The following is a 25,086-nucleotide window of genomic DNA, read 5'->3' on the forward strand; positions in this document are numbered from 1 at the left end:
GCCGTCTTCGTTGGGTGAGCGGCGCCCGGTCGGCGAGCGGTGACGGCAGAGGTCTGCATTTGGACCTTGGCGAGCTACCCAAGGCTGGAGATCGGCCCAAGAAAAGTCGGCCTGTCCAGTAATTCTGTAATTTGTGTTCTCAATCTTCTCGACTGGCCTCTTGGGCAGGTCTGGGTCTCGAGCGGGAGCCATCTTGGTGTCGAGTGGCTGTGTTGCACGACGACGGACCCATCCTCCGCAGATCGCCAATGCGTTTTTGCCTCACATTGGCTCATTGACCTGCCATTTAGAACACCAGTACAGAGGTTTCGGCGACTTGCCAGTGATTGTGGTTGGCGCGAGCTTGGCCGTTGCGATATGTTGTGCGGCTCGCTGCTGGGCCGGTCGGCCCACTCCATTTGTTGTCCGGCACGAGGCAATCGCGGCGACTGTCCACGGCCAGCAGACTGAAGGGTATCCTCGTGGTCGCCGAACACTCTCCACAACGCATCCTGCTCACCTGGGCGGACATCGCCGCCGCCGCAGCTAGCCTTGAGCCGGACATGCGAGAACTACTTTTGGAACTGATTCGGGCGAAGAACCCAGGTGTGGCGACGAGTGTCACCACCGCCGACGGGCCGTGGTATGTCAAAGGCGTTCACGTGCGCGGTCACATCGGAGTCGGTGAGGAAGCCGTTGACCTGGACCTGAGTCCGACTGCGGGCCTCACCATCGTTACTGCCCGCAACGGCACCGGGAAGACGAGCATCGCCGACGGCGCCCGGCACACCCTCAGCGGCGGCACCAAGCGGTCCTACCAAGTGCTGGCGAGAAACATTCATTATCCAAACCGTGACATCGTTGTGACGCTCAGCAACGGGCGTCGAGACATGCAGATTATCTGCGGAGCGGACGAAGTCGTGAATTGGCGCGACGCGACAGGTTCCCTGAGCACACCACCCAGTGAATGGACCGAGGCATTCGAACGCTACATGCCTGTGCTGCTGTATCCGGAGATGTCCCAGGTTATCCAGGATCCGAGTAATCTGCACGCGTTCCTGAAAGACGCGCTGGAGTTGACCGCGCTGGAGGAACTGCAAGCCATTCTAAAAACTGATCGAGATAAGGGCACGGCCGCCCGACGAGCGGTGGAGGCCGCGCAGACGGGCGCACTGAACGGCATCGTTAACGTCGGTCAGGCGGAACTGGCCACGATGGTGCAAAACTGCGGCGCGTTCCCGGAAGATGAGGCGCAGGCGCGGATCCTTGCGCTGGTCGAGACCCTGCCGGAGTCGGCATCACCGCCGCTTGGTCTGCCCGACAAGTGGGCCGTGGATGACGGGCTCCGTGAGCGGGCCGTCAGGGTCCTCACTCGGCTGGACGACGTCGGCCGCGCGGACGCCGCCGGAGCGACCGCCCTCCTCGGCGTGCTTCAGAAGGCGCTTGCCCCTGGCGATACGAGGCTCGACGACCTCCGCGACCGGGATGTGTGCCCAGTGTGCCAAACAGCCGGGCACGAGTGGGTCCGCCTCGCCACCGAAGAGGCCGGTCGGCTGAGGACGACCACCCGGGACCTCCGCGCCGCAACCACTGCGGCGGCTGAGGCCCTGCGGGACCTAGGCGGATGCTTCCCAGCCGTGCTGGGGGATTCCGTGCGCCGGACGCTCACCCAGATGGAGGATCCGGCCACCGAACTCCGGATGATGCAGTGGGACCGGCTCGTTCGCGTGGCCGCCGATCTCACCACCGTCACGCCATCCGTGACGTTGCTGACCGAGGCGCTCGACGAGAGCGCCGACCTAGCCGCCTGGTACGGAAAAGTCCGGGACGAACTTCTCACCCGGCGCGACGACGTCATCGCCGCGCAAGCCACAGTGCGCGTGCACATCGGATCATGGATGGACGTACGCGCCCGAGAACGGCCGGCGGTGATGCGGCTTGCTGTGGCCGAGCGGCTGGACCGCAGGGTCGATCGGTGGATCCGGACCGCGCGTGAGAATATCTTCGCGCCCATTGGTAAGGAGGTGATGGAGCTGTGGTCGGTGCTCAACCCCGACGCGGACCTCAAGCTGACTGGTATTGCCCTAACCGGCGGTACGAAGCTCAGACGGAGTGTGTCGCTTGACCTCGCGGACGGTGACGTGGCACTGCCGACCGGCAAGAACAGCTCTGCGGTTCTGAGTACCGGACAGCGCAACGCGCTCTCCCTGGCCACCTACCTGCCACGGGCTACGCAGCCGGAGAGCCCATTCGGATTCCTCATCTTGGACGACCCGATCCACGCGTTCGATACATGGCGCGTGCGGTATCTGGCTCGACATTTGATCACCCTCGCCGAGCGTTTTCAGGTCGTCGTATTTACTCACGACGACCGGCTCTGGCGCGAGCTTCGCGGCCTGGGTGCCATGCCGACGCACATCCGGATGGATCGACACGGTGACGGTCGGCCCCAGGTCCGGGTGAGGAACGTGGCTAGTCCTGGAATCCAGCGCCTGAATGAAATCCAGCAGATCCTAGGCGCTGAGAAAGAATCGCCCATCGGAACCCCGGGCGCCGTTACCGCTATGACCCTGACCATATGCCGGCAGGCCGTGGATACTGAAGTAGTCGCGCAAATCGAGATGCTGGGGAGGCGAATCGGCTCGCCCGAGGCCACAGTCGTCGCGGAACTACGAAAGGCGCGGAAGACCCTCGATCAGTTAGCGCTCCTCAACAACTACGCCCGTCGCGCGGGCCTACGGGCCATCGACGTCGAGGGCTTCGCACCGACCGTTCACGCGCTAAATGGCGCCGCGCACGGCCGCGCCCCCGACGGAGAACCGCAGCTCTGGGTGCGCCAAACCCGGAAAATCATCAAAGCCGTCCAAAAGGTTTGGAGCTGAGATGGCTACCTACCCGGACGTCCAGATAGCGGATCTCCAGGCCGCCTATGAGGGGTGGCCTGGAAGTCGGGCCGAAAAGGCGCCGCTCGCGGCGCTGGTGCTCCGAGTTCGTATCGAACGCGCGGCTGCCCGGCTGCCCCGGACTGTGATCATGAAGCCACACATATCCGTGATCGAACGGAGGCTGCACCTCAGCATCGGCGAGCCCGGGCTGTCGCCCGAAGCTCAGGTCCGGCGCATGCGGGTGATTGCCGGGGCCCTGGATGCGTACGGGGCGATCTGCGAGATTCTGCACGGCCGTAATCCGGACCCGGTGCCGTCCCTCGCGGACCTGGATTCGTGGACGTCGGCGGTCGACGCACTCGAGGAGAACCTCTACCCGGCTCCCGCAGCTGTGCCTGGCGCGCGAGACCGGCTGCTGCTGACCGCGACTACTGGAACCTAAGCCGCAGGCACGGATGGCAGCGGGCGACGCCCACTGCCATCCGGCAGGGCGCGGTGGTCAGCGCTTGGGCCAGCGAAGACCAGGTGCTGCTGGGCCGGCCGATGATGAAGATATCTAGGCTCGAGGTGGCACAGAAAGCCGGCGTCGGTCTCGACCTTCGGAGCAGACTCTAGGACTTGTATTGTCACGGCAAGGATGAGCTGTACTTCCTGGTCAGGGAGTCGACGTAGACGCAGTGCTGCACCACTTCACGGTCGGTGCTTGTCAAGGGGCCGTAGCTGTCGAGGAAGCTTTCGCGCAGATCCGAGCGGAACGGCCAGGTCCGGGTGTCTAGGCGTACAAGGTCGCGCGCGGCGAGATCGTAGCGGCTGTGCTCGAAGTCGATCAGCCTGACGATGCCGTCGTCGCCGTAGACCATGTTGCGAGGCATGAAGTCGAGGTGGCACGGTACGGCCGATAGCGGTGCGAGGTCCCGTAGTGCTCGCATGTGGGCGCGTACCTCGGCACGATAGCTAGGCGTGATTCGGTTTCCGGCGAGGTCGATCCAGTATTCGGCGCGTTCGGCAAGCCAGGCCGTCCAGTCCGGTTCGAGGCGGGGCGGCCCGGCTACGTGCAGCGTCTTGAGTAATTGTCCTGCCTGCCGGTACGCGTCCTGCTCGGCCTCAGGGTCGAGCTGCCGCTGGCTGAGTGGGACGCCCGGAACGGCGGTGATGACGATGGCCGGTGGATTGTCGGTTGTCGCGAGTAGCCGGGGCGCCCTGTCTCCGAGCGCGGGAAGCCAGGTGCGGTAAGCGTGAATTTCCTGGAAGTGGCGTTCCCGGCCGCGGTGGATCTTGACAATGAGGTCTCCGAAAACGGGCGTGGAGGCGCGGAGCACGCGGGTGCCAGCGTGGCCGGGGTGCCAATTCACGGGCTTGGCGTCGGTGTCGAGGAGACGTTGGCAGAGCGCGAGGTGAACGCTGAGGTCAGTCATGGCGGGGTCGGAGGTGTCGGGTGTCGTTGTGGGTGACCAGCTGCCAGATGGTGCGGCCGAAGCGGTTGGTTGGCCGCTGCCACTGGGCGAGAGAGGCATGGTCGGTGACGAAGCCGAGCCGCAGGCAGGCATCCCGGGGCAGGCCGAGGAGCAGGGTGTGCGCCGCTTCGACGGTTTCCCCGTGGGCCGCGACGAGAATTCGTTCACCATCGTGGCGGGCGAGGATCTTCTGTAGCGCCGCGTTGGCCCGGTCGAGGTACTCGTTCCATGTCTCGGAGCCGGAAGCGTACTGATGGTCGGGGTTGTGCTGAGGCGGTCCTTGGAAGGAGGTTTTGACGTCCACCCAGGGCTGGCCGTCGGCTCCGCCGTGGTCAGGGCCGCGGAGGTTCGGGTCGATGGTTGCGGACAAGCGCAGGGCTCGGCTGATGATCTCGGCGGTCTGGGCCACGCGCAGTCGGGGTGTGGCGTAGAAGGCGGCATATGGTCGGTGGGCGTGCTCGGCGGCCAGCCGGGCGGCGAGTTGTTCCGCCTGCTTCCGGCCGAGGTCGGTGAGGCCGGTGCAGCCCCGTTTGCCGCCGACGATTCCGGCGACATTGCACGCGGCCTCGCCGTGGCGGGCGATCACGAGTTCGGTCGTGGAGGCCATCCGGGGGCTCCTTTTCTGGTCGACTCGGCGGGGATCGGGGCGGGCCAGGGCCGGACGGTGGGCCAGGGGTGCCGGTAGCCGTTGCGGCCGAGGTACCGCAGCGTCAGCAGGTGGTGCAGTTCGGCGTACTGCTTCAGGTCGACCAGGCTGCAGAGCTGGGGTGCGATCACGACGCGGTAGGCGTGCAGGCAGTGGGCGAGGGTTTGCTGCCCGAGGCTGCCGTAGGTCATGGAGGCGGTGACCAGCAGGCCGGCTAGGTCGTAGCCGAAGGGAGCGAGCGTCAGGTTGTCGAAGTCGACGACGGCGATGTCATCGCCTTCCGCGAGGTAGTTCCGAATGTTCGGGTCCTTGTAGAACGTCGCGGGCTGTCCGGCTCGGTCGAGTACGGCGTCGATGGCCGACCAGTGGACGCCCGAGGCGGCAGCGGCGCGGTGCAGCGCCTCCTGCCGTGGGCTTGTGAAGTCGGGGATAACGAGTCCGGTCGAGCTGATGTGGGGTTGTTCGAGGCTGGCGGCCTGTAGTTCACCTCGGTGTGCGGCAGCGTGGAGCCGGCCGAGTGCCGCAGCGGCGCGCGGAAGATCGCCCACCTTCGGTGTGTGCCCCGGCAGCCGCTCGAAGATCAGATGTCGGACACCCCGCGCGACAAGCGCGGGCAGGCGTACGCCGGATCCCAGGCCGGCCAGCCAGGTGTGGTGGGCGGCAGCGGCGGCGCAGCGTTCGGGGTCGTCGTACCGCTTGACGAAGATGGCCCCGCTCATGGCCGCACCGCTATGGCGTAGCTGACGGTGGATTGGGTTGTGTAGGGCGGTGCGGGCAGCCGCTGTCGGAGGGTCACTGCGATAGCGGGGATCCCGCCGGTCAGGGTGATCCGGTATTTCGGTGTGGTGGTGAGGTAGCGGGCGAGGTGCATGGCGTCCGCGAAGTGGAAGAAGTGGTCCTCGTGCTGGACGTCGAGGACGGTAAGACTGATGGCGGCGATGGTGTGCAGGTTGCCGCTGTGGAAGCTCTCGTAGAGGCTTGGTCGATTGGTTGCGTGCGGGTCGAGGCCGGCGGCGTGCACGAGATGGTCGAGTTCGGCGTAGCTGTCCAGCGACTTGGTGACCAGGACGGCGGTGCCGCCGGGGCGTAGGCAGCGGGCAATCTCCGCGACGGCGGTGGCCGGCGTCGGCGAGTGGTACAGGCAGAAGGCGGCGACTGCGGCGTCAGCCACTTTGTCGGGCAGGGGTAGGTGATGGAAGTCGGAGCAGACCATGGAGCCTCGCGCGCTGGCGTGGCCGAGGCGGTCGCGGGTGGTGTCAAGCAGTGCGGTCGAGGCGTCCACGGCAACGAGCTGCCGGGGCCGGAGCCGGTCGGCCAGGCGCAGGGTTGTGGTTCCGCGTCCGCAACCGATATCGAGCACGACCGCCCCGCGTGGAACCCGGGCGGCGAGCAGGTTGGCGATCGTGTCGGCGACGTTGCTTCCGCTGATCTTGGCGCGATGCAGCGCGTGGGTACGGTCGGCGAGTCGACCGTTGCCCCGGTAGAGGCCGCCGTGGACCAGTGTGGGGTCAAGGAACGGGTTGCTCGACATCTGTCGCCTCCCGTCCCGCTGCGGTCAGGTCACAGGCTGGTGCTCGTCGCGGACGCGTTTGATTAGATGGGCAGCTTGGCGGCGGGTGCTGAGGGTGATCAAGTGGATGTGTGGTCCGTGCTCGCGGAGCAGGTTCTGAACTCGCGGGCGCATGCTGCGCCGGTAGCCGAGGATGTAGCGGACGAAGTTCCAGGTGATGCGGTCGTAGACGCCGTCCTGGTGGTGTTGTCCGCCGCGGTAGCGCCAGCGGCGTTGGGCGATGCCCCACAGGCAGGTTGTGGCGGGCAGGTCGAGGAAGATCACGGTGTCGGCGGCGGCGAGCCGGATGGGCAGGGTGCCGGCGTAGTTTCCTTCGATGATCCATCGCTCGCCAGCGACGAGTTTCTCCTGCTGGGCGGCGAACTCGTCCTGCGATAGCGGCTTCCAGTGCTCGTCGTAGTAGGTCGCGTCGAGGTGAGTCAGCGGCACGTCGAGGATCCGGGCCAACTGGTGCGCGACGGTGGACTTGCCGCTGCCGCCGCAGCCGATGATGGCGATCCTGTCCATGGTTCTCCAGGGTAGAGGTGCGGTGAGCTCGTCCGGTGGTGACACGGTGAGTCATGGCCGCACCGGCTCCGGGTGACGCAGCAGGTAGTCGAGCACTTCGAGTTGGGTTGAGAGCCGGAACGGGTCGAGGTGACGGAGGCATTCGGTGATGAGGCTGGCGTGCTCTCCGGTGCCGGCGATCTCGGTGAGCCAGCCGATGCGGTGCCGCACGTCTGCGGCGTCGCCGACTATCAGCGACGAGGGAACGAACGCATTGGCGCCTCGGACGTCGGCGGGCAGCAGCGGCACACAGCCGGCGAGGACGGCCTCGAAGATTCGTTGGGTCATCTGCCCGGCGGCGGCGTATCGGGCGGGCAGCAGCAGGACGGTGGCGAGCGCGTCGGCGTAGATCGCGGAGACGCGGGGGAACGGGACTCGGCCGATGAAGTTCAGATTCGGCCAGCGCCTGGTGTCGGCCCACTTGCCGGCGATCAGGTGAGGAAGTTGCGCGGCGGCCGGCGCGAAGTAGGTGTCGAACGGGTGGTCGCGGTCGTACTGGTTGCCGACGTAGACCAGCGGGGTGTGACGGGGCTGGGCTACAAGCGCGGTGGGGTCGGCGGCGTCGATGGCCTTGCCGGCGACAGGAAAGAGCAGTGGTACCGCGCCCGGAGTCGGGTGCAGAGCGGGTTCGCAGACGGTGACGTTGCGGGTTCGGCGGAGGGGGTCCGCTGCGGGCAGCCGACGGTCCTTGTCCCACAGGATCGTTGGGGTGCCGAGCTGGTGGGTGTAGTGGTGGAGTAGATCGGCCTGCCGATGCAGGTCGCAGGTATGGCCGGGTCGCCCGCAGACGGTGGTGTTGCGGCCGGGGATGGGCCAGCGCCATTCGAGGAACAGGGCGTCGAGATCGGGTAGACCGACGTCCCAGCGGTAGCGGCCGGTGAGGTCGTCGCTGGCTTCGCACAGGTCGCGGTTGGGTTGGAGGATCACGATTTCGTGGCTGACCGCGCGTAGCCCGTCGATCAAGGTCCGGCGGTGGCTGCGGCCTCCGTCCGGGGTGTCGGTGATGCCGGGTCCGAGGAATCCCCAGAAGCTGTAGCCGATCTTCACTTGGTCACCCACCAGTCTTCGATGAGCAGCGCGTCGAGGCCGGATTCGGTCAGGCAGTCCAGGGCCATCTCTGGTGTGCCGCAGATCGGCTTGCCCTTGACGTTCAGTGAGGTGTTAATCAGCACGGGGTGGCCGGTGATCTCGCCGAAGCGGGTGAGGACGTCGGCGAGGAAGGGGTGCTGCTCGCGGGTGACGGTCTGGACTCGGGCGGTGCCGTTGACGTGCACGATCGCGGGCAGCTTGTCGCGGGTCAGCTCGGTCACGGGAGCCGCGAGTGACATGTACGGCGACGGTTGGCGTAGCCCGAAGTAGTCGGTGGCCTTGTCGGCGAGTACCACAGGGGCGAAAGGTCGGAATGGTTCGCGGAACTTGACGGTGGCGTTGAGCCGCTCGACCACACCGGCCTCCAGAGGAGAGGCGAGGATCGACCGGTGCCCCAGTGCCCGTGGGCCGGCCTCCAGCGCGCCGGTGAACAACCCGACGATCGCCCCGTCAGCTAACTGCCGGGCCAGATGTTGGACAGGTTCGGCGAGTCGGTTCGCATGCAGTCCCGCGCGCGGTTCTGCCGGCAGTGCAAGGTCGGGATAGGCGGGGCCGAGGTAGCAGTGGTGGCGGATGCCGGTAGGTGGGCGGCCGGTCGCCTCAAGCCAGGCATGTGCGGCGGCGCCGATCGCGGTTCCCGCGTCGCCGGGGGCGGGTGGCACGTGTATCTCGTCGACGACGCCGGCCTGGGCGATGAGGCCGGCGGCTACGCAGTTCATCGCGACCCCGCCGCCCAGGCAGAGCAGCCCGGAGCCAGTCAGCCGGCGGGCTCGCGTGGCGAGAAGCAGCATTACCTGCTCGGTGCGCTCCTGCATTGAAGCGGCCAGGTCGGCATGCTTGGGCTCTATCGGTGCCGTCGGCAGGCGGGGCTGACAGGTCGCAGCGGTGAATGCGGGTGTGACCCGGCCGTAGCGGCTGGCAAGCACCCGAAGGGCGATCAGCGCTGGGTCGAGGGTGAACCCGTCGGCGGTGAGCCGGATCGCCCGGGACATCAGCTCCCGGAACCGGGCGGGGTCGCCGAGGGCGGCCAGCGCCATCACTGTGCCTTCCTCGTCACCGCGTCGCCAGCCGAGGTGTTCGGTGACGGCTCCGTAGGCGTAGCCGAGGGAGGCCGGGTCGTCGATCGCGTGCGCCAAGTCGAGGCTGAGTCGCGAGTTGCGTTGACGGGCGTGCCAGGTGGTGGTGGTCTGCAACTCGCCGAGGCTGTCGACGATCAGGACCGCTGCGTCATCCACACCGGCGGCGGCGAAGGCGTACAGGGCATGCGCGCGGTGGTGCGGCACTGGCTGGAGGTGTGCGCGTGGGAAACGCTCGCTCAGGTCTCGCATCCGAGCCTGGTAGCGGCGGTGGACCGTGGTGAAGCTGCGGGCCCGTGGTACGGCTCGGGCGCGGCTGGCAGCCTGTCGCAGATGGGTCGGCAGTTGACCCAGCGTGCGTAGGTAGCGGCGCCCGTCGAAGTTGTACGCGACCGTGGTCACGTCCGGCGGCGTCAGGCCGGCTTCGGCGAGCAGCCAGGCGACGCTGTATGCCGGGTACGCCTTGCTGTGCTTGACCCCGTCGAGCCGTTCCTCCTCGACGAAGCCGATCAGGTGTCCGTCGACCAGCAGCGCCGCCGCCGAGTCATGCGTGTACGCGCACAGCCCAAGCACCACATCCGCGGTCATGCCCGCTCCGGCGATGCGAGGGCTGGCCGGGTGAGGTGCTGGTACCAGGCGACGAGGGCAGCGCCGAGCGGCCCTGGGGTGTCGTGGGCGATCTTGCTAGCCAGGTCCCGCTCGCCGAGCTTCCATGTCCGGTAGCTGGTCAGCACCCGTCCGAACGTGTCCCACAGGGTGCCGTCGGGCAGGTCGCCGTCACCGGAGATGACCTGCGCGAGGACAACGTCCAGGCTGGGCCAGTCCACGCAGATCGGATCCATCTCGGTGACGGTCGGTTTGTAGTGGAGACACTCAGCGGCAGCCGAAGCGTGATCGGCGTAGAGGTGCAGTGAGTCGACGTGGTGGTGGTACTCGCCGACCTCGACACCGAGCCAGCCCGCCATCAGTTCCTGCAGGAGCGTGGTCGCGAAGATGTCGTACGGGAAGCCGAGCCAGAGGTCCTGGCTGCGCATGCTGGTGTGCATCTCGAGCCGGCCCTGCCGGATCAGGAACCGGTATCCGAGAGTGCACGGCACGTCCCGGTAGCCGCGGTGGTCGCGTGCCGGGTCGTAGATCTGGACGACGGCTTGTCGGGAGTCTCGGTCGGCCGTCAGTTTCCGGACGACCGCGTCGAGCTGGTCGAGGCTGCCACCCCACCGGCGGATCCGTGGCCCGTACGCGCCCTGCAGGATCCCGTCGTCCACGTAGCGCCGCAGGTTGTCGTTGAAGTCGAAGATCCACGGGTCATCCGAGCCAGAGAGGATCCACAGCGCCTCGGCGACGGCGAATGCCGGGTTGATGACGCGTACGGGTGGCACGGAGACCAGCCGGCGCCGAGGGTTGGTCAGGCACAGGTGCGCGCCGACGACCTCGGTGGTCATCATGTCGCGCGGGCAGGCGATACGGCCGTTGAGCAGCACTGCCTGACTGGCGGCGGCGAAGAGTTCGCTCGCAGAGTCCGCAGTCAAGACGATCATGAAATGGGTTCGCTTCCATCAGGAGGCGAACGCGGTGAGTCGGTCGCGGGAGAGGTTGACCAACCAGGCGGACTGCCGGGCCATGCCCTCGTGCAGGCCGACGGTGGGCCAGTAGCCCAGTAGCCGGCCGGCAAGGGTCAGGTCAGCGGCCGTCGAGGGAACGTCACCCGGCTGGACGTCGGCTACCTGGACCGGAATGTGCCGTCCAGTGACCGTGGACGCCTCCTGGATCGCGCCCCGCATTGAAACGCTCGCTCCGCCGCCGATGTTCACCACGGCGCATTGGGCATCTACCTGAGAGGCGGCGATCGTCGCGGCGACGACGTCGGTGATGTACGTGAACTCCCGCCGTTGGCTGCCGTCGCCGAAGAGGGTGACCGGCAGACCGGTATAGGCCGCGAACAGCAGTCGGCCGATGGCCATGTCAGGTCGCTGGCGCGGCCCGTACACGGTGAAGTAGCGCAGGGCCACGACGCTGAGCCGGTTGTCGGGGCGGCACGCGTAGGCCACGCAGAGCTGCTCGGCGGCGAGCTTGCTCACTCCGTACGGGGAGACTGGGCTGGTCCGGTCGTTCTCGCGGCTGGGTCGGTCTGCCGGCCCGTAGACGCTGGACGACGAGGCGTAGACGAGCCTCCGAACGCCCGATCGCACACACGCGTCGAGCAGCCGTTGGGTGCCGAGGACGTTGGACTGGGCGTAGTCGTGAAACTCCGAACCCCAAGAGGGCCGGACGCCCGGCCGGGCAGCCAGGTGGAATACGACGTCGCAGCCGTCCACGGCCTCATCGAGGCGTTCGGTGGACAGATCCCGGCAGAGTGGTGTGAACAGCGGATTGGCGGCTGCGGCTGCCAAATTCTCATCGGCGAGCGCATCCTGACCGAGCCGGCGGCGATCCAGGCCGACCACCTGAATTCCTCTGGCCAAGAGCGCGTCGACGACATGCGAACCGATAAAGCCGGCCGCACCTGTCACCAGCACCCGCGCCGTCACCGACGACCACCGCTCTGAACCGGTTGCGTCAGCACGCGCTGCCACACGAAGGTCAGTAGAGGCGGGTCGCCCCGGAAGATCGTCATCTGGTCCGTCGGTGGCACACCGGGCTGCGCCGCTGGACCGGGCGCACCCGTGGCGCCCGCGGAGGCGTGCCGCGAGATGTACACGGTCACGATGTCACCGTCCGACGGTCGGCCGATTCCCGCTGCTCGGCCCAGTCATGGCGGGCCCGCCGGTGTGACGGCGAGCCCGCCGAGGTGAGGCGGCGGCTGGGAGCACCCCGCCGGTCACCCGCCCGCGCAGCCCCGATGGCGGTACGCAGACGAGGAATCAACCTCACGACCGCACCTCTGGCCGCCACCACAACAAGCGGCGTCAGCTCCCCGGCCGCCTTGCCCGATCCGATCGATCTCTCCACCATGAATCCCCTGGCGTCGATGACAATGGGTTGGTGAGCTGAAGCCGCAAAGCAGCGGCCGTCGATGCTCGTCAACAGCGAACCGTCCGGCGGAACCAAGCGGTACCGTCCACCACCCGTCCGCTCGCAACCAGGTAGTGACGGCCCGTAGCGGAGATGGCTAACGTGACCGTCGTCAACAGAGGACGCACGGAGGTGCTCGCATGACCGGACGGCGCTACCCCGCCAACCGGCGGCTAGCGTGGGAAAGGCTCCAGCGGGGCTGGTCCTACGAGGAGGTCGCCGAACGCATCCGTACGGAGATGAGTCACGCTGGCGAGACCGATACCGGGCTGAACGCGAACACAGTGCGGCGGTGGGAAACCGGTGAGCGGTGGCCCGACCCCCGCTACCGAAAACACCTCGTGGCCATCCTCGACAAGCCAGCCGACCAGCTGGGACTGCTTACTCCGGACGAGCTGGCGATGCGTCCGCAGGCAGAGACACTGCACGAGTTCAGGAGGTTGTGGGACATGATCACAGGAGGCGACGAAACCGGCTGGGATCGGGCCAGCGTCCTACGCGCGTTGCTCGGCGCCAGCATGCTTCCCCTGGTGGCGCCGCTGCTATCACTCGATCCGCAGGCTGCCTACGCCCAAGCCAAGGCCATAGATCCAAGGGCCTACGCCGAGATCGTGCGGTGCCAGCGGACGCTGTACTGGACCAGCCCCGCACGCCCGCTGTACGAGGCTGCGTATGCCCACACACAGCTCGGCACCGGACTCGTCCGCGCGGCCACCGGCACCAGCCGGGCGACCCTCGCCAGCGCCCTCGCCGAGTCGGCGCTCCTCACCGCACGACTGGCATTCTTCGATCTCAACCAGCCTGCCGTCGCGCAACGCTGCTACGACGTCGCCCTCGCCGCCACCCGTGAGGCCGGAAACCACGCGCTGGCCGCCACCGTCCTCGGCCACATGGCTTTCATCCCGGCCTTCGGACATGATCCGACTGCTGCCCGATCACTGATCGACGCGGCGCTCCAGCACACCTGGCACGGCGTCAGCCCCGCCGTCCGCTCCTGGCTGCACTGCGTGGCCTCGGAAGTCGAAGCCCGCGCCGGGGCCGGGGCGGCAAGCCGCCACCAGATCGACCTCGCTGCCACCGCGATCACGACGCGACCCGAAGTGCCCGAATGGTTCGACTACTACGACATCGACCGACTGCACTCCTTCGCCGGCTACGCAGTTCTCAGCGCTGGCGACCATGCAGAGGCCGCCCGTCACCTGGCCAAGTCCCTCGCGGGCCTGACCGCGGCGGGCGCCAAGCAGCGCAGCGTCGTCCTCGCCGACCTGGCCTCGGCGCATAGCAGCGACGGAGACCACGCCGCCGACTACCTCAACCAGGCCCTGGACGCCCTGCAGGCCGACTGGTACGGCACGGGGCTGGAGCGGGTCAGAGCCGTCCGGCAGGTACTCGGCGACAGCCGCGAGGGCAGCCAACTCGACGAACGCATCGCCGTCCTCGCGACCAGCCGGGCTGCCCTTTCGGGTAGCTAAGCTGCCGACTCGTTGTGCCTGAACACCAGCTCGGGCAGCTCGGCCAGCGAGTCGAGCTGAAAAAGGCAGCGGTCGCTGACGGTCTTGTCGTCGAGGATGTGTCCCCACGGGCCGCGCCGCACGAGAGCGGTCGCGAGCCCGGCCGTCTGCGCCGGCCGGATATCGTTGTCCAGCCGGTCTCCGACGTACAGCACCTGCGCGCCGGGGCAGCCGGCCTCCGCGACGACGCGGTCGAAGAACGCGGCCGACGGTTTCTCGACGTTCCAGCCGTCCGAGGTGCCGATCACGTCGACCGGCAGGTCCAGCGCGCGCAGGATGGTCTCGGCGCGGGCGGTCTGGTTACCGGCCAGCCCGACCTGCACGTCCAGCTTCCGCAGGGCGGCCAGGCATGGCCGGGTGTCCGGGTACAGGTTCTCCTCGGAGAAGTGCTCCGGCTGCCCGGCGTCGGTCCGGCGCTGTCGCTCTTCGGCCAGGTCGAATCCGGGCCGGAACACCTGGAACGTCTCGCGGTAGTCCAGGCCGCGAGCGATGACAGCGCCGAAGACGGCCGAGAAGGTGTGGCGCGGGACGCCGAGCCAGTCGGCCCAGGTGCCGTACTCCTGGGACTCGTCGACGATCGTTTCACCCACGTCAAAGAACACGCTCGAGATCATCCTGCGATTGTGCCCTTCGGGCTCAGGCGGATCAACGTACGCCGCAGGCAGGGCCGTCGCGCGGGCCGGTCGTAGTGCGTCATCGGTGGGAGGGAAACCACTGCGGCTGGCGTGCGTCCTTGACCGACGATTCAATCCAGCTTGCTACCTGGTGGAAGGCGCGGCTCCGTCTTCGAGGTAGACGCCGCCGCGTCCGATCGCGGCGAGCGCTGCGGTGACTCGCCGAGCCAGCCGAGCGATCAACACCTCGCCCAGGCGCTCCGGGTCGACGAACTCGAAGCCGTCGAGCTCGTCTGGGCACAGCCGCATCGCCGCGATCTGGTCCGCCGTCAGCACCCCCCTGCGCCCGGACAAGTTGGAAAGACATGCGTACGACCACTGCGGGCGACGTGACGGTCCTCCTGCCCGACCTCGACCCCGAAGACCTCGACCAGGTCACCGACCTGCCCGACGACGACCTTCACGACAGCCTCGTCCAGGACGCTTCCTGGCGAGGTCGACAGATCGCCGACTGGAACATCCGAGGCTGCCGGATCACCGGAGCGGATCTCGGTGAGATCACCTGGGAAGGCGGTGCCCTCTACGGCTGCGAGATCGACCGCACGGACTTGTCCGGGGCAACCCTCACCGGCGTCAGTATCGAACGGTGCTCGGTAACCGGCTCCCGCTTCACCGGAACCCGACTCATCGACGTTCGCCTGAAGGACGTCCTGTTCGACAACTGCCGGTTCGACTACGCCACAGTGAACCGCGTCAGCGCCGGCGGTTCGGTGGCCTTCACCGACTGCACCCTCGTCCACGGCACCTGGTCATCCTGCCGGCTCTCCGGCGTCGCACTGCGGTCGTGCGACCTCAGCGACCTGCAACTGGACTCCTGCCGTCTCGACGGCGCCGATCTGCGGGGCAGCCGGTTGCACGCCTTCACGGCGCCGCTGGACAATCTGCGGGGTGTCGCCCTCACCGAGGACCAGCTACCCGAGCTGACCCGGATGGCCGTCGTCGCTCTGAGCATCGACGTCCGCGCTGACCACGGCACTTCCGCGACGTGATCAGGGGATGAGAAGCAGTCGCCAGGAACGTCGCTGACCTACTTATCATCCCCTGGTCAAGAGGTCTGATCGGCGAGCTGATCCGGTGCCTCCAGCGCCGCCTTCACCGCCTGGAGGAAGGCCACCGCCTCCCGCCCGTTGACCACCCTGTGGTCGTAGACGGCGCTGAGGTTGACGAACCGGCGGGTGACGACCTGGCCGGCCGCGTCGAGCGCCAGCTCGTCCTGCGTGCCGCCGATCGCCACCACGCAGGTCTGGCCCGGGAAGACGATCGGCCCGGCGAGCACCACGTCCGGGTCGGTGTGCAGGGACACGACGATGGTGCCGCCGGCCAGCTCGCCGGCGCGGAAACCGGTCCCGCCCGCCCGGGACCGGAAGTCCATCAGCGTCTCGGCGATCTCCGCGCAGGTCAGCTCCTCCACGTCCCGGACCACCGGGATGAACAGCCCGGTGCCGACGTCGATGGTGACGCCGACGTGCGCCGCCTCGGCGAGCCGTACGCTGCTGCCGTCGCCCGGTGCGGCGAACAGCAACTGGTGCTCCTCGCGCAGGTCACCGATCGCCTTGACCAGCAGTTCCGGCAGGCCGACCAGGGTGCGGGTGGTGCGGGTGAGCTGCCGGGCCACAGTGAGGGCGGCGTCGACGCGTACCTTGATGACGGCGAGTGCCGCCGGCACCTCCCGGTGCGACTCGGTGACCACAGCGGCCACCGCCCGTTGGGCCCGGGAGAGCGCGTGCACCCGACGGGGGTCGTCCGGCTCCGGGCCGTCGCCGGCCGCGAGCGCGGCGGCCGCGGCCACCACCACCGGCTCGGTCGCCACCGCGGGCGCCGCAGACCGGTCGGCCAGCAGGCGCTCCACATCGGTACGCCGCACCACCGCCTTGCCGAGCGCGCCCAGCTCGTCGTCACCGAGACCGTGCGCGGCGGCCAACTCGCGGGCCGAGTCGGTGAGCACCGGCCCGCCCGGGTGGGCGTCGGGCACCGGCCCGGCCGGGGCGCCCGCCGAGGCGAGGAAACGCTGCCGGGCCGCTTCGCTGTCGAAGACGTGGCCGATGACGTCGCCCGGAGCGCACTCCTGGTTGACCTCGGTGACCCGGTGCAGCACGCCGGTGTGGTCGCTGAGCAACTCCTCGGCCGCCTTGGAGGTCTCCACCTCGGCGATCGGCTCACCGGCGCGCACCTCCTCGCCGTCCGCGGCCAGCCAGTCGATCAGCACGTACGTCGTGTCGTTGTTGTTGAGCTTGGGAACGACCAGGTCAGTCACCGCTGACCACCTCCTTCACGGCCCGGTGGATGTCGGCGTCCTGCACCAGCACTGTGCGTTCGAGATGCGCGGCGGTCGGGATGACGCTGTCGGCGGAGTGCACCAGCCGCACCGGCGCCCGCAGGGCGCCCCAGAGTCGCTGGTGCACCACGTGCGCCACCTCCGCGCCCCAGGTGCCGCCGGCGGTGCTCTCCTCGGCCACCACCACCCGGCCGGCCCGGGCGATCGGCGGCAGCAGGGTGTCCGCGTCCACCGGCCAGAGCCGCGACGGCACCAGCACCTGGCAGACGATGTCGTCGCGCAGCAGCAGCTCCCGGGCCACCGACACGGCCCGCGCGGCCAACCCGCCGGGTACGACGAGCACGCAGTCGGCCTGCCCCGGGTCGTCCACCCAGACCCGGGCCACGTCGGCGTCCGGGCCGATCAGGTCGTAGCGGAACAGCTCGTCCACCACGCCGTCGGCGTACATCCGGTTGGTGTAGAGGACCTTGTCCTCGAAGAGCAGCCCCGGCCGCCCGGTGGCGAGCATGCCGGCGAGGACCTTCCGGTTGTCGTGGAACGGGGACACCTCGTGCAGGCTCAGTCCGGGAATGCCCACGAAGTGTTTCTGCGGGCTCTGGCTGTGCGTCGGCCCGTACCCCCGGTTGCCGCCGGTGGGGCAGCGCACCACCAGCCGGATCGGCACCCGCCGGCCGTACATGGCTGTGGACTTGCTGGCGAAGTTGAGGATCTGGTCGAAGGCCAGCGCCACGAAGTCACTGAACATGATCTCGACGATGGCGCTCTGCCCCGCCAGCGCCAGGCCACCGGCCACGCCGACGATGCCTCCCTCACTCAGCGGGGTGGACCGCACCCGGTCCGGCCAGCGCGTCGACAGCCCTCGGGTCACCTTGAACGCCCCGCCGTACGGGTCGACCACGTCCTCGCCGAGCAGTGTCAATCCGGGATCGTCGGCCAGCAACGCGTGCAACGCCTGGTTGAGGTTCTCCACCACCCGCTCAGCCACGATCCGCCTCCGCCCAGCGACTCGCCGGTCGGCCGGTGACCTCCCGGACCACCTGCGCCACGTACGCGCGTTGCCGCTCGTCGTGCGCGGTGAACTGCTCCGGGTACGCCTCGGCGTAGCGGGCGTACCAGTCGTGCGCCTTCGCGTACGCCAGCTCGTCGGGGCGGCGGTTGTCGTCGCCCTTGCTGTGCGGTCCCACCCGGTGGGTGAGCAGCTCCACCACGTACGGCGTGGACCGTTCCCGGACCCGGTGCAGCACCGGCCCCAGCGCGGACCGGACCACCGCGGTGTCGGTCGAGGTGACCCGGAGGTGGTCCACCCCGAACGCCCGGGCCCGCCCGCCGATGCTGCCGGCGAGCTGCGCGGTGGTCGGCGTGGACTGGGCGATGCCGTTGTTCTCCACCACCAGCAGCAGCGGCAACCCCCACAGCGCTGCCATGTTCAGCGCCTCGTAGACAGCGCCCTCGCCCCAGGTGCCGTCGCCGAGGTAGACCAGCGCCAGCCGGCCGGGCTCGGCGCGCTTGAGGTGCAGCGCCACCCCGGCGGCCACCGGCGCGCTCTCGCCCTGCACCCCGGTCGACAGGTACCGGTCGCGCAGGATGTGCTGGCTGCCGCCGACCCCGTGGCAGACCGCGCCCTCGCGTCCCATCACCTCGGCGAGCAGCCCGTGTGGATCGTCGAACCGGGCGAGGTAGTGGCCGTGGCCCCGGTGGTTGCTGAACACGAAGTCGCCGTCGGTGAGCAGCGGACGCAGCGCGACCGGCACGTACTCCTGGCCGAGGCAGGTGTGCGTGGTGCCGTGCAGTTCGCCCCGACCGAACATGTCCAGCAGCGCCAGCTCGAAGTGCCGGATCAGCAGCAGCAGGTCCAGGTCGACGTCGGCGAGCCGGGTCGGCGCGGTGGGCGGTGCCTCGGTGCGGGTGGCGGTCACCGCGCTGCTCCGTCCCACTCGCCGGCGACCAGGTCGACAAGTTCGCCGACGGCGGTCACCGCCAGGTACGCCCGCAGGTCCAGCCGGACGCCCAGCTCGTCCTCCAGCGCGGCGAGCAGCCCCAGCGCCTCCAGGCTGGTCCAGTTGGTCAGCGTCGCGAACCGGACATCGGGCGAGAGTCGCTCGGCCGGTACGTCGGCGACCTGTTCGATGAGGTCCGCGACGGTGGTGAACAGGTCAGGCACGGACGTCTCCCTCCTCCAGGGCGATCCACGCCGGCAACAGCCGGGGCGGTGGGTGCAGTGGCAGCACGTGCCGGATGGTGCCGTCCTGTTCGGACGCCACGGTGAACCCGGTGGCGGGCCAGACAGCCCCGCCGGGTTTGTTGCGGGTGGTGGGTCGGAACAGGGCCTCCAACCGGGTCGCGCCGGTCGAGCCGGCCAACTCCGCCACCCGGTGCAGCGCGGCCTGTTCGACGCCGCGCGAGAAGACCCGGCAGCTGAGCACGAAGTTCTCGATCACCCAGGTGTCCGGGTCGCGCCGGTCGAGCCACACCCCGCCGACCAGCCCCTCGGCGCCGAACCGGTCGGTGACCTCGACGGTGAGCACCAGGTGGTCGGGTGAGGCGGCGCGCTGTCGGGTCTGCGCCTCGGTGTGCGCCCGTTCGGTCATGGTGAACTGGTTGGTACGCAACCCGAGCTGCGCGACCCGGGGCAGGCTGAGGTCGTCCACCGGGCGGACGGTGACCCGCAGTTTCAGCTCGTGCAGGTAGTCCGCCGCCGAGTCGAAGGTGGCGGCGAAGCGTTCCCGGCCGCTGCGGGCCCGGTACAGCTCGGTGCGCTCGCGGTCGGTGGCGCCGGTGGCGAGCACTGTGAAGTGCCCCTCGGCGAGCAGCCTGCCGGAGAAGCCGGCCGGGTCGCCGGCCAGCTCCACCACCCGTACGGCGGGCAACTCGTGGCGTACCAGCTCGCACTCGAAGGGGCTGTCGTCGGCGAACACCACGGCGTCCAGGCCGAGGTTGAGGGTGCCGGCGAGCTGACGCAGGTTGTCGTCCTTACGCCCCCAGTTGACCGCCTGCGCCACGAAGTCGTCTGCCCGCAGCAGCAGATCCGGGTGCTGCGCGAACGCCTCGGTCACCAGGTCGGGGTCGTTCTTGCTGCACACCGCCAGCAGTACGCCCTGTCGGCGCAGCGCCAGGGCACGTCGCTGCACGTCCCGGTGGCAGTTCCCCGGGTAGTCGCTGCCCAGCATGATGCCGGCCAGCCCGTCGTCGCCGAGCACACCCGCCCAGAGCGTGTTGTCCAGGTCGAGCGCGAGCACCTTCGCGGTCCGGCCGAGGACCGCCCGGCAGAAGGCGGCGGCCTCGTGGGCGTAGCGGCGTTCCACTGTGGGCGTCCAGGCCATGCTGGCGAACCGGTACAGGCGCTCGTCGCGCACCGGGCCGTCGTGGTCCACCAGCAACGTCTCCAGGTCGAGGGTGTACGTCGTGTCCCGCTCGCCCAGCTCCAGCAGTCGACAGTTCAGCTCCCGCCAGACCCGCCCCAACGCCGCCCGGCCCCGGAAGCTCACCAGGCTGCGGTGCTCCAGCGGGGACAGCGGCACTGTGTGCAGCAGCAACGCGCCGTCGCTGCGGGCCGCGTACCCGCGAACGGCTGCCTCCAGGACGGCCGCCCGCTCGCCCAGCGCGTCGGCCAGGCCGTCCAGGTCGCCGGGGTCCCACTCGGCGGGCAGGAACCAGCCGTCGTGCAGCAGGCAGAGCGTGACGTCCGGCCGGAACTCGGCGAGCGCGGAGCTCGGGTCGCTGAGGTCGAGGACCACCTGGTCGAAGCCGGAGACGTGGATCTCGGCGGCGATGCCGATGCGCAGCAGCGCCACCCGCAGCAGCGGCTCGAGCGTGCCCGGGGTGAACGTGCCGGTGATGGCGACCCGCAGCGGCCGGAGCGGGAAGTTCGGGCTGGTCAGCTTCTCGGCGGGCACGTCGGCGAGCAGCCTGCCGGCGGACGCGACGGCGGTGACCGCGGCGTCGTCCAGGTGGACCAGGGCGGGCGCCAGCTCCGGATCGGCGGGCGCGTCGGCGCGGCGTAGCCGGCGGATCCGGAGGAGGACCTCCTCGACTCTCATGTCCGTCTTCCTTCCTCTCCCGCCGGGCGGGGTCGTTGTCGACAGGCCGGTCACGGCGCCGCCGTCGGTGGTCACTGCCGGTCAGACCCGCAGCAGGGTGCAGACCCAGTGCATGCCACTGCCGGTGCTGGTCAGGGCGACCAGATCCCCGTCGGTCAGGTCACCGGTGCCGAGGTGGTGCTCCAGCCCGATCAGCTGGTCGGCGCAGCCGACGTGGCCGTGTGTGAGGGCCAGCTCGACGTTCGTCCGCTCCAGCTCCACGCCGAGGTCCTTGGCCAGCTCGGCGAACTGGCGGGCGTTGTCGTGGAAGTGCAGGAACCGGCGGACGTCGGCGAGCGTCACGCCGGCCCGGCCGCAGGCCGCCTCCACCACCAGCCGGTTGCGCTCCCGGATGGTGGCGACGAAGCCGAACATCTTGCGCACGTCACCGGCGAAGAACTCGTTGAGCCGGTCCGCCGGGTCACCGACGCGGGGAGTGTCGCCGTCCGGGGTGAACGGCCGCGCCGCTCCGCCCACCGGCATCCGCATGAACCCCGCGTACCGGCCGTCGCTGATCGTCTCGGTCGCCAACCAGCGGCACCGACCGTGGTCGCGGATCAGCACTGCCGCCGCCGCGCCGTCGGAGAAGATGCTGGTGTTGACAGCCATCCGGTTCCAGTACGGCTCGGCGACCCGGTTCGCCCCGATTAGCAGGGCGGTTCGATACTCCGGGTGGGTGGCGAACCGGCCGGCGACCGTGTCGAAGGCGGCCACCCCGCCGCCGCAGGCCTGGTTGAGCAGCACCGCCTCGGCCCGGTGCGCGCCGAGCCGCGCCTGCGTGTGGGCGGCCGGGTCCCAGTAGAGGTACTCGGCCAGGTCGGGGATGGCCAGCACCACCAGGTCCACGTCGGCGGCGGACAACCCGGCCCGGTCCAGCGCGGTGCCGCCGGCCACCACCGCGAGGTCGGTGACCCCGACGCCGGGCCCGGCCCGGTGAAAGCCCCGGTACTCCCAGGACCGCACCCGGTCCAGATCGTCGGTGTACGCGGCGGCGGCAGCCGCCACGTCGACCTGCTCGCCGAGGACGTGCGCCAGGGCGGCCACCCCGACGCCGACCGGCGGTGGCGCGCTCATCGCCGCACCGCCGCGACCCGGTCCGCCGCCGCTGTCGTTCCCGCCGCCGCGTCAGCGTCCTCGTCGGCGCGCGCGGCCCTCAGCCTGACCTCCGGGTCGGCGGGTACGACGGCGTCCAGGTCGGCGAGGAAGCGTCGGGCGGTGCCGTTGCGACCGGTGTCGGTATAGCGGACCAGCACCTCGTCGGCCCCGGCCACCCTGGCTCGCCGGGTCAACTCCCGCAGCACCGCCGCTTCCACGCCCTTGCCGAGCACCGGGCAGGAGAGCGAGAAGACGTCGACCGTCCACCGTCGGACGGACCGGTCGAGCGCGACGAGCCCCGACGTGCCGTAGTCGCCGAGCCGGTCGCGTACCCGGACCGCCAGCAGGTCACCGGCCCGTTCGGCCAGAGCGGCGGCCGGTGGTGCCGGGGCCAGGGCGAAGTCGTGCGCCCGGGCGACCAGCTCGGCGACCTCGGCGACGGCGTCGGCGGTCACCGGTCGGTAGTCGACCTGGACGTCCAGGCCGGCCACGAAGTCGTCCAGCGACAACGCGGTGGGCGCGGCGGTCGGCGCGGGCGTGCCACCGCTCCAGCGTCGGCTGGGCAGCCGATCGGCGAGCCCCGCCGCGCGCAGCTCGTCCGACCAGGTCCGCGCGTCGGCCCCGAGCACCACGCGTCGGGGCACCGGGTCTCCGTCGGCGGAGCCGGTGCCGACCAGCACGAGCTGGTTCAGCGCCACGTCCAGCTCGGCGGCGATCTCGGCGAGCTGGACGGCGACCGGGCGGTCGTCGGTGACCCAGCCGTCCAGCACCGGCAGCAGCTCCACGGCGTCGCCGGTCGACCAGCACCCGGGGCCGCTGGCGCGCAGCGCGACGCGTACCCCGGCCCCGCGCAGCTCCCGCAGCGCCGGCAGCAGGTGCGCCGCACCGGTCAGCCCGTCGCCGTCGAGCACCAACGCGCGGCAGACCGCGCCGAAGAAGCCACCCACCAGTGTGGACGCGGCGGCACCGAGCCGCCCGAAGACCTCCTCGACGTACGGCACCTTGGCGAACCGGAACAGGGCCGGGTGGTACGCCCGCCCGTCGCCCACCGTCCGCACCGCCTCGTCGGCGTCGACGAGGAGCACCCCCGGGTCCCCGGCCAGCAGGTCGCGCAGTCGTTCCCGGACCGCCGTGGCGCTGGCGGTCACGCCGTCGGCGTGCATCCCGTCGGCCGGGCCGTGCGGGCGAGTGGCGGGGACGGCCGGCAGCACGTACACCAGCAGTGCGCCGTGGCGACGCGCGGCGGTGACCGCCGCCTCCGCGCCGGCCAGCAGCTCGGTCGCCCAGCCGGTGCCGGCCGGGCCGGGATCGCCGGCCTCCTCCAGGCGTTGCGCCACCACCAGCACGTCCGGCCGGGTCTCGGCGAGGAAGCCGTCGGTGGCCAGGCACTGCTGCACGACCTGGTGGAACGGGCCGACGCTGAGGGTGGCGGGCAGCCCGGCGTCGTGCAGGCCCAACCCGAGGTACGGCACCAGCGGGTCCACCGTGTAGCTGGCCAGCAGCGCCACGCGCAGTGTCGGCTCCGGAGGCTGCCGGGTGACGGCCTGCCAGCGGGTGCGCCGGGCGAGCAGGTCGGCGCTCATGCCGCCTCCGTGCCCTTGGCGCGCAGGACGGCGCGCAGGTCGGCGACGCTGCGGACGTCGCGGATGTCCTCGAAGGCGAAGGAGAGCCCGTAGACCTCCTCCAGGGTCACTACCAGTTGCAGGTGCCGCAGGCTCGTCCAGGTGCCGATGGTCTGCGGTCCGGAGTCGTCGGTCACCTCGGCCGGGTCGACCTCCAGCACCCCGGCGACCACCTCGGTGAGCGTCACTTCGCCGCCACCGCGCGGTCGTCGGTCAGCTCGTCGGTGCCGGTGGGTGCCGGCAGCGGCGCCGGCACGGCGGGGGTTTCGTCGTAGTCGGGCAGGTCGACCTCCATTCGGCGGAGGCTCGGCGAGGCGAAGCCGGCGGCGGCGACGCCGATGCCGAACAGGCCGACGATCACGAAGATCAGGCCCATGCCGGCGCCCGGTCCGCTCCCCACCAACCAACCGAAGTACGGCACCCCGGGCCCGCCGTCGCGCATCATCGGCTCGAACCAGCGGTCCGCGGCGATGCCGGCCAAGGCGGTGCCACCCGGGTACGCCAGGTCCTCGATGAACTGTCGCGCGGCGAAGACCCGACCCTGGTGCGACGGTTCCACCTTCTCCTGCCAGACCGACTGGGCGTACCCGTCGATGAAGGGGATGGACAGGTGCAGGAAGAGCAGGGCGACCGACCAGACGATGATGCTGTCCCCGACGCCGTAGACGATCCGGCCGAGGACGCTGAAGACCAGGATGGCGATGAGCATCCGGCGGATCTTGTGCCGGGTGTTCGGTAGCAGTCCCAGCAGCAGGGCGCCGGCCACGCCGCCGACCGCGCCGATGGTCTGCACCAACCCGACGGCGTTGGTGCTGCTGTCGGTGCGGGCGAGGATCTGTGGCACCAGCAGGGCGAAGCCGACCGCCGCGAGCACGTTGATGGCGAACATGATCGCCTCCAGGCCGGTGAAGGCCCGGCTGGCCAGGATGTAGCGGAAGCCGTAGATCGTGTCGGACCAGAAACCGCCGTCGTCGGGCTGGGTGGAGCGGGGCACCGGCGGCAGTTGCACCAGCAGCACCGCGCCGATCGCCACCACGTAGGACATCGCGTCGATGAACAGAATGACCTTGATGTCCATCAGGCCGAGCAACGCGGCGGCGAAGCCGGGCGCGAAGATCACCGGGATGGTCCGGACCGCGAACATCATCGCGTTGGCCCGCGGGTACTGGCCCTTCTCCATCATCACCGTGATGGTCGCCTGGTACGCCGGCAGCTGGAACGCGAGAAACGCGCCGGTGACCAGGTTGACCAGGTAGAGGTGCCACACCTCGACCGAGTCGGTGAGGAAGAGCAGCAGGATGGCGGCGGTGGTGACCGCGGACCCGATGTCACTGAGCACGATGGTCAGTCGCCGCCCCCACCGGTCCACCAGCGCGCCGGCGATCGGGCTGAAGATGACTGTCGCGCCGAACGCGCACGCCATCAGCATGGTCAGGTCGAAGGCCCGGCCGGTGGCGTCCCACACCCAGATGCTCAGGGCGAAGTTCGTCATCCGGGTGCCGAGCGCCGACAGCAGCTGGCCGAACCAGATCGTGGTGAACCCGGCGAACCGGGTCGGGCGTCGGAACGCCATGGG

At 69.6% G+C, this 25,086-nt stretch carries 25 protein-coding genes; 4 read left to right on the top strand and 21 right to left on the bottom strand.

Annotation, left to right across the window (positions count from 1 at the left end):
• The first annotated feature begins 461 nt into the window (after positions 1-461).
• Both ABZS40_RS16700 and ABZS40_RS16705 read left to right on the top strand, forming a co-directional pair.
• A complete protein-coding gene (locus tag ABZS40_RS16700) occupies positions 462-2,861 on the top strand; it encodes a hypothetical protein (protein ID WP_354944131.1) in 2,400 nt (799 codons plus the stop codon).
• A 1-nt stretch (position 2,862) separates the two neighbouring features.
• On the top strand, positions 2,863-3,306 hold the full coding sequence (locus ABZS40_RS16705; protein WP_354944132.1) for a hypothetical protein: 444 nt from the start codon (positions 2,863-2,865) through the stop codon (positions 3,304-3,306).
• 184 nt (positions 3,307-3,490) lie between these two features.
• Here ABZS40_RS16705 and ABZS40_RS16710 read toward each other — a convergent pair whose 3' ends face one another.
• Genes ABZS40_RS16710 through amcA form a run of 10 tightly spaced genes read right to left on the bottom strand, consistent with a single transcriptional unit; the run spans position 3,491 to position 11,949 of the window.
• The gene (locus tag ABZS40_RS16710) at positions 3,491-4,279 is read right to left on the bottom strand and encodes an aminoglycoside phosphotransferase family protein (protein WP_354944133.1); all 789 of its coding nucleotides are present in this window, start codon (positions 4,277-4,279) and stop codon (positions 3,491-3,493) included.
• Entirely contained in the window at positions 4,272-4,925 is a 654-nt protein-coding gene (locus tag ABZS40_RS16715; RefSeq protein WP_354944134.1) for a histidine phosphatase family protein, read from the bottom strand. The genes ABZS40_RS16710 and ABZS40_RS16715 overlap by 8 nt, the downstream gene beginning before the upstream one ends.
• Positions 4,901-5,683, bottom strand: coding sequence for a phosphotransferase (locus tag ABZS40_RS16720; RefSeq protein ID WP_354944135.1), 783 nt, complete (start codon positions 5,681-5,683; stop codon positions 4,901-4,903). The genes ABZS40_RS16715 and ABZS40_RS16720 overlap by 25 nt, the downstream gene beginning before the upstream one ends.
• On the bottom strand, positions 5,680-6,495 hold the full coding sequence (locus ABZS40_RS16725) for a class I SAM-dependent methyltransferase (protein WP_354944136.1): 816 nt from the start codon (positions 6,493-6,495) through the stop codon (positions 5,680-5,682). Before ABZS40_RS16725 ends, ABZS40_RS16720 begins: the two co-directional genes overlap by 4 nt.
• 24 nt (positions 6,496-6,519) lie before the next feature.
• Complete coding sequence (locus ABZS40_RS16730; RefSeq protein WP_354944137.1) at positions 6,520-7,041, bottom strand: topology modulation protein; 522 nt, start codon at positions 7,039-7,041, stop codon at positions 6,520-6,522.
• A 51-nt stretch (positions 7,042-7,092) separates the two neighbouring features.
• Positions 7,093-8,139 (bottom strand): hypothetical protein, encoded by a 1,047-nt coding sequence (locus tag ABZS40_RS16735; protein ID WP_354944138.1) that lies wholly within the window; start codon positions 8,137-8,139, stop codon positions 7,093-7,095.
• Entirely contained in the window at positions 8,124-9,833 is a 1,710-nt protein-coding gene (locus ABZS40_RS16740) for a carbamoyltransferase C-terminal domain-containing protein (protein ID WP_354944139.1), read from the bottom strand. The genes ABZS40_RS16735 and ABZS40_RS16740 overlap by 16 nt, the downstream gene beginning before the upstream one ends.
• Positions 9,830-10,783, bottom strand: coding sequence for a thymidylate synthase (locus tag ABZS40_RS16745; protein ID WP_354944140.1), 954 nt, complete (start codon positions 10,781-10,783; stop codon positions 9,830-9,832). Before ABZS40_RS16745 ends, ABZS40_RS16740 begins: the two co-directional genes overlap by 4 nt.
• A gap of 18 nt (positions 10,784-10,801) precedes the next feature.
• Positions 10,802-11,773 carry an NAD-dependent epimerase/dehydratase family protein gene (locus tag ABZS40_RS16750; protein WP_354944141.1) on the bottom strand — a complete coding sequence of 324 codons (972 nt, stop codon included), beginning with the start codon at positions 11,771-11,773 and terminating at the stop codon, positions 10,802-10,804.
• Positions 11,770-11,949 carry a multiple cyclophane-containing RiPP AmcA gene (amcA, locus tag ABZS40_RS16755; RefSeq protein ID WP_354944142.1) on the bottom strand — a complete coding sequence of 60 codons (180 nt, stop codon included), beginning with the start codon at positions 11,947-11,949 and terminating at the stop codon, positions 11,770-11,772. The genes ABZS40_RS16750 and amcA overlap by 4 nt, the downstream gene beginning before the upstream one ends.
• A gap of 448 nt (positions 11,950-12,397) precedes the next feature.
• Here amcA and ABZS40_RS16760 point away from each other — a divergent pair, with 448 nt between their 5' ends.
• Positions 12,398-13,729, top strand: coding sequence for a helix-turn-helix transcriptional regulator (locus ABZS40_RS16760; RefSeq protein ID WP_354944143.1), 1,332 nt, complete (start codon positions 12,398-12,400; stop codon positions 13,727-13,729).
• On the opposite strand, the gene ABZS40_RS16765 is transcribed toward ABZS40_RS16760, so the two are convergent.
• Together ABZS40_RS16765 and ABZS40_RS16770 are read right to left on the bottom strand one after the other, a co-directional pair.
• Positions 13,726-14,382: an HAD family hydrolase gene (locus ABZS40_RS16765; protein ID WP_354944144.1), complete on the bottom strand. Its 657-nt coding sequence runs from the start codon at positions 14,380-14,382 to the stop codon at positions 13,726-13,728. The genes ABZS40_RS16760 and ABZS40_RS16765 overlap by 4 nt on opposite strands.
• A 144-nt stretch (positions 14,383-14,526) precedes the next feature.
• Positions 14,527-14,736: a hypothetical protein gene (locus ABZS40_RS16770; protein WP_354944145.1), complete on the bottom strand. Its 210-nt coding sequence runs from the start codon at positions 14,734-14,736 to the stop codon at positions 14,527-14,529.
• Between the two features lie 11 nt (positions 14,737-14,747).
• Between ABZS40_RS16770 and ABZS40_RS16775 the strand changes: the two genes are divergently transcribed.
• Positions 14,748-15,431: a pentapeptide repeat-containing protein gene (locus ABZS40_RS16775; RefSeq protein WP_354944146.1), complete on the top strand. Its 684-nt coding sequence runs from the start codon at positions 14,748-14,750 to the stop codon at positions 15,429-15,431.
• A 56-nt stretch (positions 15,432-15,487) separates the two neighbouring features.
• On the opposite strand, the gene ABZS40_RS16780 is transcribed toward ABZS40_RS16775, so the two are convergent.
• From ABZS40_RS16780 to ABZS40_RS16820, 9 genes are all read right to left on the bottom strand, one after another.
• Entirely contained in the window at positions 15,488-16,696 is a 1,209-nt protein-coding gene (locus tag ABZS40_RS16780; RefSeq protein ID WP_354944147.1) for a 2-oxo acid dehydrogenase subunit E2, read from the bottom strand.
• On the bottom strand, positions 16,689-17,702 hold the full coding sequence (locus ABZS40_RS16785; protein WP_354944148.1) for a transketolase C-terminal domain-containing protein: 1,014 nt from the start codon (positions 17,700-17,702) through the stop codon (positions 16,689-16,691). The genes ABZS40_RS16780 and ABZS40_RS16785 overlap by 8 nt, the downstream gene beginning before the upstream one ends.
• The gene (locus ABZS40_RS16790) at positions 17,695-18,633 is read right to left on the bottom strand and encodes a thiamine pyrophosphate-dependent dehydrogenase E1 component subunit alpha (protein ID WP_354944149.1); all 939 of its coding nucleotides are present in this window, start codon (positions 18,631-18,633) and stop codon (positions 17,695-17,697) included. The genes ABZS40_RS16785 and ABZS40_RS16790 overlap by 8 nt, the downstream gene beginning before the upstream one ends.
• Entirely contained in the window at positions 18,630-18,878 is a 249-nt protein-coding gene (locus ABZS40_RS16795; RefSeq protein ID WP_354944150.1) for a phosphopantetheine-binding protein, read from the bottom strand. Before ABZS40_RS16795 ends, ABZS40_RS16790 begins: the two co-directional genes overlap by 4 nt.
• Complete coding sequence (locus tag ABZS40_RS16800) at positions 18,871-20,754, bottom strand: HAD-IIIC family phosphatase (RefSeq protein ID WP_354944151.1); 1,884 nt, start codon at positions 20,752-20,754, stop codon at positions 18,871-18,873. Before ABZS40_RS16800 ends, ABZS40_RS16795 begins: the two co-directional genes overlap by 8 nt.
• A gap of 81 nt (positions 20,755-20,835) precedes the next feature.
• On the bottom strand, positions 20,836-21,867 hold the full coding sequence (locus ABZS40_RS16805; RefSeq protein ID WP_354944152.1) for a 3-oxoacyl-[acyl-carrier-protein] synthase III C-terminal domain-containing protein: 1,032 nt from the start codon (positions 21,865-21,867) through the stop codon (positions 20,836-20,838).
• Positions 21,864-23,471: a hypothetical protein gene (locus ABZS40_RS16810; protein WP_354944153.1), complete on the bottom strand. Its 1,608-nt coding sequence runs from the start codon at positions 23,469-23,471 to the stop codon at positions 21,864-21,866. Before ABZS40_RS16810 ends, ABZS40_RS16805 begins: the two co-directional genes overlap by 4 nt.
• The gene (locus ABZS40_RS16815; protein ID WP_354944154.1) at positions 23,468-23,698 is read right to left on the bottom strand and encodes an acyl carrier protein; all 231 of its coding nucleotides are present in this window, start codon (positions 23,696-23,698) and stop codon (positions 23,468-23,470) included. The genes ABZS40_RS16810 and ABZS40_RS16815 overlap by 4 nt, the downstream gene beginning before the upstream one ends.
• Positions 23,695-25,083 carry an MFS transporter gene (locus ABZS40_RS16820; RefSeq protein ID WP_354944155.1) on the bottom strand — a complete coding sequence of 463 codons (1,389 nt, stop codon included), beginning with the start codon at positions 25,081-25,083 and terminating at the stop codon, positions 23,695-23,697. Before ABZS40_RS16820 ends, ABZS40_RS16815 begins: the two co-directional genes overlap by 4 nt.
• Positions 25,084-25,086 lie beyond the last annotated feature (3 nt).

Source organism: Micromonospora sp. NPDC005324 (genome assembly GCF_040607155.1).
GTDB lineage: Bacteria > Actinomycetota > Actinomycetes > Mycobacteriales > Micromonosporaceae > Micromonospora > Micromonospora trifolii.

Coding starts and splice junctions, on each gene's coding strand:
- ABZS40_RS16800 (WP_354944151.1), bottom strand. CDS start 20,754: ATGAGAGTCGAGGAGGTCCTCCTCCGGATCCGCCGGCTACGCCGCGCC.
- ABZS40_RS16720 (WP_354944135.1), bottom strand. CDS start 5,683: ATGAGCGGGGCCATCTTCGTCAAGCGGTACGACGACCCCGAACGCTGC.
- ABZS40_RS16810 (WP_354944153.1), bottom strand. CDS start 23,471: ATGAGCGCCGACCTGCTCGCCCGGCGCACCCGCTGGCAGGCCGTCACC.
- ABZS40_RS16775 (WP_354944146.1), top strand. CDS start 14,748: ATGCGTACGACCACTGCGGGCGACGTGACGGTCCTCCTGCCCGACCTC.
- ABZS40_RS16805 (WP_354944152.1), bottom strand. CDS start 21,867: ATGAGCGCGCCACCGCCGGTCGGCGTCGGGGTGGCCGCCCTGGCGCAC.
- ABZS40_RS16725 (WP_354944136.1), bottom strand. CDS start 6,495: ATGTCGAGCAACCCGTTCCTTGACCCCACACTGGTCCACGGCGGCCTC.
- ABZS40_RS16765 (WP_354944144.1), bottom strand. CDS start 14,382: ATGATCTCGAGCGTGTTCTTTGACGTGGGTGAAACGATCGTCGACGAG.
- ABZS40_RS16740 (WP_354944139.1), bottom strand. CDS start 9,833: ATGACCGCGGATGTGGTGCTTGGGCTGTGCGCGTACACGCATGACTCG.
- ABZS40_RS16730 (WP_354944137.1), bottom strand. CDS start 7,041: ATGGACAGGATCGCCATCATCGGCTGCGGCGGCAGCGGCAAGTCCACC.
- ABZS40_RS16710 (WP_354944133.1), bottom strand. CDS start 4,279: ATGACTGACCTCAGCGTTCACCTCGCGCTCTGCCAACGTCTCCTCGAC.
- ABZS40_RS16745 (WP_354944140.1), bottom strand. CDS start 10,783: ATGATCGTCTTGACTGCGGACTCTGCGAGCGAACTCTTCGCCGCCGCC.
- ABZS40_RS16820 (WP_354944155.1), bottom strand. CDS start 25,083: ATGGCGTTCCGACGCCCGACCCGGTTCGCCGGGTTCACCACGATCTGG.
- ABZS40_RS16715 (WP_354944134.1), bottom strand. CDS start 4,925: ATGGCCTCCACGACCGAACTCGTGATCGCCCGCCACGGCGAGGCCGCG.
- ABZS40_RS16760 (WP_354944143.1), top strand. CDS start 12,398: ATGACCGGACGGCGCTACCCCGCCAACCGGCGGCTAGCGTGGGAAAGG.
- ABZS40_RS16705 (WP_354944132.1), top strand. CDS start 2,863: ATGGCTACCTACCCGGACGTCCAGATAGCGGATCTCCAGGCCGCCTAT.